Annotated in this window: 11 protein-coding genes; 9 read left to right on the forward strand and 2 right to left on the reverse strand. The window is 42.5% G+C overall.

What is annotated here, in order from left to right; translation table 11 throughout:
- Positions 1 to 130: 130 nt before the first annotated feature.
- A complete protein-coding gene (locus AM500_RS16505; protein ID WP_053600186.1) occupies positions 131 to 1,993 on the forward strand; it encodes a PAS domain S-box protein in 1,863 nt (620 codons plus the stop codon).
- 53 nt (positions 1,994 to 2,046) lie between these two features.
- On the opposite strand, the gene AM500_RS16510 is transcribed toward AM500_RS16505, so the two are convergent.
- Entirely contained in the window at positions 2,047 to 3,294 is a 1,248-nt protein-coding gene (locus AM500_RS16510; protein ID WP_053600187.1) for a GNAT family N-acetyltransferase, read from the reverse strand.
- Between the two features lie 13 nt (positions 3,295 to 3,307).
- Positions 3,308 to 4,189, reverse strand: coding sequence for a GNAT family N-acetyltransferase (locus AM500_RS16515; protein ID WP_053600188.1), 882 nt, complete (start codon positions 4,187 to 4,189; stop codon positions 3,308 to 3,310).
- 220 nt (positions 4,190 to 4,409) lie between these two features.
- Here AM500_RS16515 and AM500_RS16520 point away from each other — a divergent pair, with 220 nt between their 5' ends.
- The 8 genes from AM500_RS16520 to AM500_RS16555 all read left to right on the forward strand — a co-directional run bounded on the left by AM500_RS16520 (position 4,410) and on the right by AM500_RS16555 (position 12,176).
- Positions 4,410 to 4,982 (forward strand): NAD(P)/FAD-dependent oxidoreductase, encoded by a 573-nt coding sequence (locus tag AM500_RS16520; protein ID WP_053600189.1) that lies wholly within the window; start codon positions 4,410 to 4,412, stop codon positions 4,980 to 4,982.
- Between the two features lie 102 nt (positions 4,983 to 5,084).
- Positions 5,085 to 5,660, forward strand: coding sequence for a CBO0543 family protein (locus AM500_RS16525; protein WP_053600190.1), 576 nt, complete (start codon positions 5,085 to 5,087; stop codon positions 5,658 to 5,660).
- Between the two features lie 512 nt (positions 5,661 to 6,172).
- Positions 6,173 to 7,363 (forward strand): NAD(P)/FAD-dependent oxidoreductase, encoded by a 1,191-nt coding sequence (locus AM500_RS16530; protein ID WP_053600191.1) that lies wholly within the window; start codon positions 6,173 to 6,175, stop codon positions 7,361 to 7,363.
- Between the two features lie 258 nt (positions 7,364 to 7,621).
- Positions 7,622 to 8,314 (forward strand): response regulator transcription factor, encoded by a 693-nt coding sequence (locus AM500_RS16535; protein WP_053600192.1) that lies wholly within the window; start codon positions 7,622 to 7,624, stop codon positions 8,312 to 8,314.
- Entirely contained in the window at positions 8,311 to 9,657 is a 1,347-nt protein-coding gene (locus AM500_RS16540) for a sensor histidine kinase (protein ID WP_053600193.1), read from the forward strand. Before AM500_RS16535 ends, AM500_RS16540 begins: the two co-directional genes overlap by 4 nt.
- A 73-nt stretch (positions 9,658 to 9,730) precedes the next feature.
- Positions 9,731 to 10,510: a PepSY domain-containing protein gene (locus tag AM500_RS16545; RefSeq protein ID WP_053600194.1), complete on the forward strand. Its 780-nt coding sequence runs from the start codon at positions 9,731 to 9,733 to the stop codon at positions 10,508 to 10,510.
- A gap of 193 nt (positions 10,511 to 10,703) precedes the next feature.
- Positions 10,704 to 11,513 (forward strand): PepSY domain-containing protein, encoded by an 810-nt coding sequence (locus AM500_RS16550; protein WP_053600195.1) that lies wholly within the window; start codon positions 10,704 to 10,706, stop codon positions 11,511 to 11,513.
- Positions 11,514 to 11,735: 222 nt separating this feature from the next.
- On the forward strand, positions 11,736 to 12,176 hold the full coding sequence (locus tag AM500_RS16555) for a PepSY domain-containing protein (RefSeq protein WP_053600196.1): 441 nt from the start codon (positions 11,736 to 11,738) through the stop codon (positions 12,174 to 12,176).
- Positions 12,177 to 12,196: the final 20 nt, after the last annotated feature.

Here is a 12,196-nt window from a genome sequence, read left to right on the forward strand (position 1 = left end):
GAGTACCCTTGTTTGCAATTCAAGTTCAAAATAAAACCCCGGTTTTTTTGACCGGGTTTTTTACTTTATCCTTCAAAATTTTCCATACTTAAACAGCAATCATGCTGTATAATTATCTTGGGTGATTTGTGTGATATATCGTACATTGATAATTGTTGGAACATTATTTACCGGACTTTACATATACTCGATAAGTAATACAGGACTATCGGACCCAATCCCATTCCTGGCCATTTTGCTTTGCCTTTTTTCTCTCATCCAGATACATCTTGCAGAAAAAAACCGGTCAAAGGTAAAGAAGACTCAGGAAGAACTTGTCGAAAACAATCTCCGCCTTGAATCCATTTTCAGCCATTCCGCGCTTGGTATTTGGCTTGCCGACAAGGATGGCAATCTAATTGACGCAAATCCTAAATTCCAGGAAATGCTTGGGTTTACAAAAGAAGAACTTTTAGGTATCTCGTTTCTTGAATTTACAAATAGAGATGATTTTGAACAGGATAAAGATTTTTTTCGCCAACAATTGAAAGTCAAACTGCCTTATACAAAGGAGAAGCGATTTCGGAGAAAGGATGGATCAATATTTATTGGTAAGCTATGCGTCTCGTTTGTCCTGGACCCATCAGGTGATGTGTCATACGCAATAGCCAACGTTGAAGATATCACGAAAGAAAAGCTGCTGAAAAAAGATCTGGAGGAGAGCAAGAAACGGTACCGTGATCTTGTTGCGTATTCCCCCGAACCAATAGTCGTCCATCGCAATGGCCAAATTATCTTCGCCAATAATAAGGCTGCGTCCCTCCTTGGCATGTCAATAAAAGAAATCCTTCAGCGTCGTATTTACGATTTTATCAGCCAGAGCTATCATAAAAAAACCAATGAAGTGCTCACTGAACTTCAGGAAACCTGGGGTGAAACCGAAATTCGGAATTTACCTATTTCCGCTCCAAATGGAAGGAAAATCACCATCGAGATGACTCATAAGGCGATTGAATATGAAGGTGAGCCCTCAATCCTCGCTATCTTCCGCGACGTGACCGCGAGAAGAAAGCTTGAGAAAAGTTTGCGGAAGGCAAATGAACGGTACCGGTTCATTACGGAAAACTCAAAGGACATGATTGCATTCCTATCTCCAACCGGCGTTTATGATTTCATTTCAGCATCCTGCAGGGAAACGCTTGGCTTTGAACCAAATGAATTGATAGGAAAAAACGTCTTTAGCTTTCTTCATGAGGATGATGTCGAAAAGTTCGAGCAACGGAGGCTGCTTTTGGACCAGAAAAAAGAGGACTATTTCTCACTCCTCTATCGTTACAAAATAAAAAATGGCGGTTTCATTTGGCTTGAAACGGTTGCAAAATCACTCCGGAATGATAAAGGTGAAGTCGAATCGATTTTGGCAGTTTCCCGTGATGCTACCCAACGTATGGAAAAGGAAGCGAGCCTTGAATCGGCGAATGACTTTTTAAAAATGTTATCATCCATGGATGGATTAACCAGCATTCCAAATCGCCGCTATATGGAGGAATCGTTAGAAAAAGAGTGGGAACGCAATAAACTGCATGGCACCCCTCTTTCGGCGATTATGCTCGACATCGATTGCTTTAAACAATATAACGATACATTTGGACATCTTGCCGGGGATGATGCCTTAAAGAGGGTAGCTTCTACGATTCGTGATACAGTAAAACGCCCGCGGGATTTGGCGGCCCGTTATGGCGGTGAAGAATTTATCGTTCTTCTGCCGGAAACTGATACAGCCGGCGCAATGATGATTGCCGACACGATCAGGAAAACAGTAAGAGACTTACAGATCCCCCATTCCGCCTCGGCGGTTGATGAAGTTGTCACTGTCTGCGCTGGGTATGCGACCATCGTGCCTGACAATCAATATTCACCGCATCACCTGTTAAGTGCAGCCGATGCCGCCCTCTACAAGGCTAAAAGAGCAAGGAAAAATACAAACCGCGAAAAGAAAGACATGTCAGTCTAATTGAAAGGGACGCACCGCAACGGGTACGTCCCTTTTTTGATAGAAAACAGAAATTAAAACGCCCTCATGCAAATTGGTTTTTCTGGCGATTGGAACGCTCTTACTATCATTTCAAAGAAGGAAGAATCTGAAATTCGCAGCCTGCCATAATCATAAAGGCGCCTTGCATCCACCGCACCAATAAACAAGGAAGACAGGTTAGCAATGTCCAACTCGATATCAAATTCAGCTTCCCGTAATCCGGCCGTTGAAATTATCCCGTTTGTTAAGCGCAGCCCCAGTTTACGAGGTTCATTGAATTCAAAGCTATCGGACACTGTCAATGATAAGCAGGTGCTCACTCCGTTAAAATTACGTCCTTCAAGGTCGCTTATTAAAGAATCAAAATCTAGCACTTTGTACATGATTCCAACCCCGGCTGTATTGGATTCGTGGTAAACGCTCGGAATCAGATTGCCGCTGCCATTACGGACATCCCCAAACATAAATTCAAGTGCGTCATCCTGGGTATTAATTATTACCCGTTCTATCTGGTCAGCCTGGGTGTGGAGAAATGTGGCCAAGCAGGCCAGAGCATCCGGCGTCTCATACACCATTTCCCTGATTACCAGATTGTTGCGCAGGAAATTGCTGCTTGCCGCTGGTTCAAACCCAAAAATAAGATAACCTTTTAATTGGTCTCCTTCAATCGCTCCTACAACCCGATTATCCGGATTTTTAAAGATGGCAGCTGAATCCCAATCAGTTTTCATAATCATCCCATGTGTCCTGGCAGCATATCGATTATGGCATTCCTTAATTTTCTCTTGGTCCCCCGCTGTAAGCAGAGAAATTCCTTCCTTGCTTACCAGTGGAAAGCTGTTCGGGGTTATTCTATATTGGTTCATTTTTGGACCATAACCAAACCCCATTTTTTTATAAAAATCAGGTCGGAATGGGTATAGCATCGCGTAAGAAACGCCTTGTTCACGGAAGTGGCGGAGGTAGAATTCAACCAGCGCCTTGGCCACCTTCTCTTTTTTATGTAAAAGATCGACCGCAACAGAGCCTATCCCGCCGGCGTGGACTATTTTTCCAAAAAAATTCATCTCAAAGGTATTAATCCTCATGCCGCCTAGCAGCTTACTATCTCTAAATAACCCATAATATTCTGTGTTTCCTGATTCTTCTTGGTTCTTGAAATAAGTATCGGCAAGCTTTTGCTTATATTCAACGGTATTTTCCCGATTGGCTGGATACGCCTGCACTGTGATATCGGCAAACGCCAGGAAGTCATCTCTATTAAGCTTCTTTATTTCCATACGTATTCCTCCACTAGACCATTTTCTTATTCATCATGACCTGGCTTACAAATGGTTTAAAGCCGATTTCCTTTAGAACTTCATGGGTAAGTTTGCTTTTTTCCAGTGGAAGGTTTAGGACTACCCTTCTGATATCATCATCAAACGGGCCGAAACAGTAGTTTACTAGTGCCTGTATGATTTCACGGCTATCTGCTCTTGTTTCATCGGATTCACACTGGTAAATAGTCGTTGCGATGTGCTTCCCTTTTTCATTGAATGCTTTCCTAAAGTATGCATATCCGGCGTCCCGGCCGTTCGCGTCAGCCAGGATTACAGCTTCTGCATCCCCGGCGCTTTGCCAGTGGGTTTGCCACGGATTCTCACCTTTATAAAATGGCAGCAGGCCGGCCTGAATTGGATACGCTTTACGAAGTGTATACGTTGAATTATGTGCAATTGGATTTTCGGTTAGTTTACCGGCCAGTTCCAGATACTCAAGCTTATCAACTATTTCGTAACCGACACTTTCATAAAGCGCAATCGCCTTGTCATTACCGGTGATGGCTTCAAGCATCGCGAGCCGGGCGCCCTCCTGTTTGTAAATATCGAGCGTTGCATTGATTAGTGCCCGGCCGACACCTTGCTTCCGGAACTTTGTAGCTACCGCAGTCCCGCCATTCCAGGCTATTTTCAAACCATTTACCGTGCGGATTCCGCTAACGATAAGCCCGGCAGGCTCTCCATCGTAAAAAGCGGCCACACTCAGTGCGGGTTTCAGATCCTCCATTGGAAACCTTCTAAGAAACATTTCATGTGTCATGTTTAAATTAACAAAATACCCCTCAAAACCTATGTTCCATGCTGTCAAAGCTTGATCATATGTACATTCAGTAAGCCTCTTTATCTCCAGCATTCTCGCTCCCCCATTTTCTGTTGTTATTACCATACTTTCTCAGTTTAAATGGCAGTGGGGGTTTGGTCAAAAATGATTGAATTCTGTAATCTTTCCTCAAGATAAAGTACTAGTGGAGCATTAAATATATCGCTGCTATCAAGCACATTAATTGACCTTCTGGAAGAAATTACACTACAATAACGATGATTGAGTAAGTACATAGATAGGAGGCTGAAACATGTTTGATATTGTTATTATTGGAGCAGGTCCTGCTGGATCCAGCGCAGCACTTTTTGCCGCTAAAGCAGGTAAGAAAACCGTTGTCATCGATAGCGACAAAGGCATGACTAAGCGCGCATGGCTAGAAAACCATTACGGCGTCAGTGAAATTTCCGGTCCTGAATTAATTGAAACTGGAAAAGCACAGGCGAAAAAATTCGGCGCTGAATATGTTGAAGATGCTGCTACCAGCGTTGAAAAAATTGAAGGCGGATTCAAAGTTTCGACAGAAAACAATGGCAGCTTTGAAGGTACTCATGTTATTTTTGCTACTGGGGTATCCGTGGACCTTGCTGAAAAGCTTGGTGTTGCGACCAAACCTGGTACAGAGCCAAGAATCAAGACCGTACTGGATGTAGAGCCGACAGGCAAGACAAATGTTGAAGGTGCCTGGGCAGCTGGAACTGCAGCTGGGGTTAGCGTCCATACCATTATTACTGCTGGCGACGGTGCAAAGGTAGCAATCAACGTTATTAGTGAATTGAACGGCGAGCGCTACGTTGACCACGATGTCCTGAAACCAAAAGAATAATGTAAACCTACAGGAATGGCCATGCAGACGCATGGCCGTTTTTTCATAACTATTCCTTTTTTGGGAGATAATAACCCCATCATTCAGACGGGTGGAGAAAGCATGTTAGACCGCAGCATAATTATTTTCCTTGTAACTGCAGGATTAGCAGGAACCTTATGGGTCATGCGCAATAATTGGAAAAGGTATCTTCTCCTGTACATTATCAGTTCATTTACAGGAAACTTGATTTGCTATACTTTTACAAGTGTGGGTTTATATACGTTTCCGTACATTCCCTTCCATGGCGGGCTTATTATGCCCGTAGGGATTGTGGCGACAGTTTTTCCGTTCATCGTACTGATCGGAGTCCGCTTTGCTCCAGACAAATGGGCCTGGAGAATTCCATTTTATTGGGCTGTTGTCCATTTGGGCGTACTTGGCGAAGTAATATTAAAGTATACCGCCATTTTTAAGTTTAATTCAGCTTGGGATTTGTGGGATTCATACACAATTTGGTGGATATATTTGCTTTTATTCGACATCCTGGGCAGAAAAATAGTTCCTTTGGATTCTCGTAAACCCATCCCAGATTCTACTTTCCGTTATGGGAATTGGGGCTGGATTATCATTCATGTCATTTTGATTGCAACGATTTTCCTTGCAGGTGTTTATACTGGGATGACATTATTCAAATAATACTTCACGCAGCCAGTTTAACAGATGTATTCATTAGCCCCCTCTTTTTCATTTCATTCAATAGTTATCCAATTGCAACTCTCCTTTTTAAAACCAAATTAATGGTGTTGGTTGCCTTTTACCTTGTTAATACGATTTATTGGTCACACTTTACCTTATATTTATAATTGAAACGTTATCAATCCAAGGGTACACACCCTATCTTAATCAGTTTTTTTGAGGTGCCTGATGCCCCAAAACTTAATCACCACCCATAAGTATCTTCTATACACTGAACAGAAAACTTTCCTACACCGAAACCCCAACTTCTACTGTCACCTTTTATGAAAAACTTTTGCCCCAAACATTACAAATTGAAACGTGGAAGTTTTGTTAAACTTATGAAAAACTGGCACCACTTTTAAGTATTTCCACAGCAAAAACAATGTTAAAAAAATGTTCACTATTTCACATAAAAGATTGTGAAACTTTGAGCATAATGAAGTATACTATATACAAAAGGAGTGATTCGGATGGTAAATAAGGAGAAAATTGTAATTTTGGGTGGAGGGTATGCCGGCCTTTTAACAGCCGTCACTCTTCAGAAGAAAGTTCATAAAAAACGTGCCGACATAACCCTTGTCAACAAGAATGACTACCACTACCTAACAACAAAAGTACACGAATCCGGTGCCGGCACAATTCCTGCAGAGTCAATTGTCTTCCCTATTAAAGAGTTGATTGACACTGAAAGGGTTAATTTCATCAGGGATGAAGTAGTTAGTATCGACTTGACGAACAAGACTGTTACATTGAAAACAGGCCAGCTTTCTTATGACTACCTTGTCATTACCCTTGGCGGTGTACCAAAAACATTCGGATTGCCTGGCATAAAAGAAAATGCTTTCTTCCTTTTCGATTGGGAAGGAACAAATCAGCTGCGTAATCATATCGAACAACAATTCGAACGATATACAGTCGATCACGACGAAAAGCGGCTAACCTTTGTGATTGGCGGGGCAGGTTTTTCGGGCATGGAATTCATTTTTGAAATGGAAGAAAAAATGCCTGAACTATGTAAGGAATATGGTGTAGACCCTGACATAGTAAAAGTCATTTGTGTCGAGGCAAATGATGATCTTCTCAAAGGCTATGAATCTTCCATGGTTAACGATGTCAAAAAGACCTCTACTAAAATGAGCTCTGAATTTAAGACTGGAATCGCTGTCTCTTCCTGTGAAAAGGATAAAGTTATTTTTACAAATGGGGAAATCATTCATACAAATACATTTATCTGGGCAGGCGGTGTAAAAGGAAATCCTATCGTGGAAAGCCTTGGATTTGAGACTATTCCTGACGGTCGGGTAAAAGTAAATGAATTCTGCGAGGTGCCTGGACGCCGAGATGTCTTCGTACTTGGCGATGCATCTGTCAGCTTTTCCCCTGAAGGAAGCCCGTATGCACCAACCGCACAGATTGCCCTGCAGCAGGGACAATATTGCGGGTACAACATTGCCTGCAAAATATATGGCATGCCTGCAAAGCCTTTCAAATATATCCACCGGGGAACCGTTATGAGCATGGGCCATAAGAATGCAACCGGCATCGTCTACGGAAAAGCCATTCATGGCAGATTCGCCCACTTCATGAAATGGGTCATTGAAAAACGCTATTTCTTAATGCTCGGCGGACCACGACTATTGATAAAAGAAATTAGGAAATAAGCTAGTTTTAGAATTTCGCAGCCGGCTACAAAGCTGGCTGTTTTTTTGTTTTACAGATTCTTATTCATTGTCTCAGACCCTCTTCTCTTTTGTTACTCTCCCTGAATGTACCATCCAATTTTTTATAAAAAGCTTGATTCCAGGCAGCCTCCTCCAGTGTTGTCACCGAGCGGAAAAACTTTTCCATGAATCCCAAGAAGGATATAATCGTATAAAGATTGATACTGTAATACGAACACGCATTTTTGGAGGTACCAAATGACGAGCATATTAATTATTGAAGACGAAGAAAAGATTGCCAGGGTACTAGAGCTCGAGCTTGAATTCGAGGGGTATACCGTTACGAAGGCAACGGACGGGATTGAAGGGCTTGAAGCATACCGGACTGGTGAATGGGATTTGATTCTCCTTGATGTTATGCTGCCTGGAATCAGCGGGATTGATCTTTTAAGAAGGATACGCTCCAGCGACAAGGAGACAAGGATTATAATGCTAACCGCAAAGGGCTCAATCGAGGATAAAGTGACCGGCCTCGACCTTGGTGCTAATGATTATATAACCAAGCCGTTTCAAATTGAGGAACTGCTCGCCCGAATCCGCGCCGCATTGAGGCTTAAACCTACTGCGCCATTAGAAGAGGAAGATGACGATATTCTTTCCTTCCTTGATTTAAAGCTTAACCAAAAAACGCGCGAGGTTTCCCGCAAAGGTATTTCGATTGACTTGACACCCCGCGAATACGATTTGCTAGTTTACTTGCTTTTGAACCGGAAGCAGGTTTTGACGAGGGATCAAATCCTTGAGACAGTCTGGGGGTATGATTTTGCTGGAGATACTAATGTTGTTGACGTATATATACGTTATCTTCGCAAAAAGGTTGACTTGCCTGAGTTACCATCGCTTATTCATACAGTCCGCGGCGTCGGATATGTTCTAAGGGAGCCAAAATGAAACTAAGTGCGAAAATCAACTTATTAACATCCGCACAGTTCGCGATTCTGATTATAGTTATTAATATATTAATATACATAACGTTCAGCAGCTTGTCCTATACAAACGCTATGAATACTGCAGAGGCTGAACTTAGTAAGACTGCTGCTAATATCAACAGGTTAATGGGAGAAGTACCCGAAACAGATCTTCTTAGAGCCTATATGCCTGTTAACGGTATGATTCAGATTGTGGAGCAAAAAAACAAGGGCAAATCTGCAACCTCCCCTTCTGAGCAAAAACTAGCAGATCGGAAACCAACATATTTTAGCAGCGAGGAAAGCAGACGGATTGAGTATGGTGGTAAGCTTTACGCTTTTCAATCTATACCAATTATTTTGCCGGATGGTAATGTTGCAAATCTTCAGCTGACTTCGAGCCTCGAATCCGTTACTGAAATCCTGCGGATGCTCCGCCTTGTCCTGATTGTCGCTACCCTTTTTGCTCTCATCCCGGTTGTAGCCTCCAGCGCATTCCTTGGAAGGCTTATCACTAGGCCAGTCACGTCATTGACCAGGACAATGTCTGATATTAGGCAAAGCGGTGAATTTAAGCGGCTTACACTTGAAGGGAAATCAGAGGACGAGCTATATGAAATGAGTGAAACCTTTAACCATATGATGGACCTGCTTGAAGAAAACTTTGAAAAGCAGCAGCAGTTTGCTTCCAATGCGTCGCATGAACTAAAAACCCCGCTAACCATTATAGAAAGCTACTCCAGCCTCCTAAAAAGACGAGGCTTGAATGAACCCAAGCTGTTTGAGGAATCAATAGAAGCTATCCATTCTGAGGCAGTTCGGATGCGGGAAATGACTGATCAGCTACTCTTGCTTGCGCGGCATAGCGGTGAGTGGGACATGAAAATTGAAAATACAAATATGTCTTCGCTAGTAATGTCGACAGCCAAAGCATTTGAGAACGCCTATGGCCGTGAGCTGGTGCTTGAACATGATGGGAGTCCAATAATGGTTGCGACAGATGAACAAAAACTGAAGCAGCTGCTTTTCATTCTCCTCGATAACGCACGGAAATACAGTGAAAAACCAATAACCCTTTCATTTGGCGTAACAGGGAAGCAAGCCTTCATCCATGTTATAGACAAGGGGATGGGAATTCCAAAGGAAGATTTATCAAAAGTGTTCGACCGTTTTTATCGTGTTGATAAGGCGAGGAGCCGAAAGATTGGTGGATCTGGTTTAGGCCTCTCCCTTGCAAAGGACATTGCCGATGCATTGGATATTGAGATACAGCTCCAAAGTATTTACGGCCAGGGGACAACGGCTTCCCTGCATTTAAAATGCTGATTCTCACTAAATTTTAATGTTCCTATGTAAAAATTAGCGTATAGAAAAGCTAATAAAGGCGGTGAACGTACTTATGAAGAAGAAATGGCTGGCCGTCATTGCTGGTATTTTAATTATTGTTGCTGCCGGCTTTGCTATATGGCAGCTTTCTAAACCTGGAAACACCTCCGCCACCGAACTCAACAAACAGGACGTGCAAACTTTGATTAAAAATCAACTCGGAGGAAAGGTAACGGCTGTAAAAGAAAAAAAGAAGGTTTTTCATGCAAAAATGGAAAAGCAAGACCACATTTATGAGATTGAGGTCGATGCCGAAACGGGTGACATCATCAGGCTTGAAAAGGTTGGGACAAAAAAAACCGAGAAACCTCCCGTTTTATCCGAGAGTGAAATTAAAGAAATTGCCCTTGCCAATGCCGCAGGAACTCTTTCATCTCTGTCCAAAGCACAGTCCAATGGGAAAGCTGTATATAAAGCGGTCGTGAAAGACAATAAACAAAAAACGAATCTTACCATAGATGCTGCAGATGGTAAAATCCTTTCAAAAACCAATGAGCCTGTAAATCCTGTAATTCCTCCAAAACAAATTAGTGAAGCGGAAGCCGGTGAAATTGCAGTAAAACAAGTAAAGGGTGAAGTGGATGATATCAACCTCCATTCCTCGAAAGGGCAGACCTATTACTTATGTGAAGTAAATACCGCTGATGGCCGTGAAGCAACCGTTCAGGTCAATGCCATAACAGGCGATGTTATGTCTGTTGCATGGGATGATCATGGCGGCGATGATGATGACGATGACGGTAGCAACGATGATAATAATGATAATAACGACGATGATGGTGACGAAGAATAAAGTGAACCTTCCATCAGTGGGGGTTTTTTTCATCCCCCACTGATGGTTAGGTGAACCAATCGGAGTTTTGCCCTTTAGGGGTTTCTGTCCCTTAAGAGTGGGATAACATTCTAATCAATTTCTAATTTATCTTTCTCCCTTCTCTCATTTTCACGGGATATAGTGAACATGAAGACGATAAGGAGGAGATAACATGAAGAACAAACTGTTGGTTGCAGGTTTGGTGGCAGGAGTTATCATTGGGGGAACGTTTGCAGTAGGGGCAAGTGAGAAGGATGACTTTGCCCGCCAGAATGATTCAAAGATGTCAGGAATTGAAACTGAGCTTGAAACTGAGCATGGCAAAACGTTTATTAAAATGGAATCAGCAAATGGGAATTCAGAAACAGCTGGGAAACAGCTTACTGTTGAGCAAGCAACGGAAATTGCAAAACGTGCAGCAAGCGGCAGGATTGAAGAAATTGAAACTGAATACGAAAACGGACGCCTTGAATACAAGTTTGAATTTAAAGATGGCAGCAAAGAAACTGAAGTCCGTATTGATGCTTTAACTGGCGAAGTCATCAGGGTAAAACTCGACGATGATGACAAGGATGATAAAGAGCGCTCAGCTTCCGCCGCCTCCAAAGTCGATAGTAACACGGCTAATGATAAAGGCTATGACGACAAAGGTGGAAATCGCAGTGATGACGACAGCGATGATACTAGCTACGACGACAATAGCGGGAATCGCAATAATGTTGACAGCGATGATTCTGGATACGACGACAATGGCGGGAATCGCAATGATGACGACAGCGACTATTCTGGCTACGACGACAATGGCGGAAATCGCAATGATGATGACAGCGATGATAGAGACGACGATGACGAAAATAGTAGTAATGATAACGATGATGACCGCGGCGATGACGAAAATAGCAGTAATGATAACGATGATGACCGCGGCGATGACGATGACAATGACGATAATGATGATGCCGATGATAGGAAACATAATTGAAACAACGGAAAGTAGGATCCATATGGATTCTACTTTTTTACTTTTCTAGCCTATTTATGATTCTTCATTAAAGTTTTCTCACAGATGCAGGCAGTTAATTGTTCTATTTGCGAATAAAACTTGGGGTATAAAATTCTAATCATTTTCTAATCTTTCTCTTCTAATTCTCTCATTTTCACGAGTTATAGTAAAAATAAGAAGAAAACAAGGAGGATAAACAAAATGAAAAACAAATTAGTCGCAGCAGGATTGGTAGCAGGTATTATTATTGGAGGAACCTTTGCAGTAGGGGCAACTGAAAACGATGATGCAGCTTCTAAAAAAGCACCTACAACTACTAACGCAGTGAGCAATGGCCAGCAAATCACGCTTGAGGAAGCTACCGAAATCGCCAAACGTGAAGCAACCGGTACGATTGAGGATGTGGAGAAAGAAACTGAACATGGCCGCCTCGTTTATGAATTCGAATTTGAAGATGGCCTTAACGAAACGGAAGTTCATATCGACGCTGTCTCCGGCGAAGTTACTAGGGTGGAGCATGATAGAGATGACGACCGAGATGATGACCTTGATGACCGCGACGATGACGACAATGATGATGATCTAAATGACTCTGATGACAAAGACGATAACGATGATGACAGTGACGATGAGCGCCGTTAACTAATTCTTTAGTAGAAAAG

The sequence above is a fragment of the Bacillus sp. FJAT-18017 genome, from assembly GCF_001278805.1.
Classification (GTDB): Bacteria; Bacillota; Bacilli; order Bacillales; family Cytobacillaceae; genus Bacillus_D.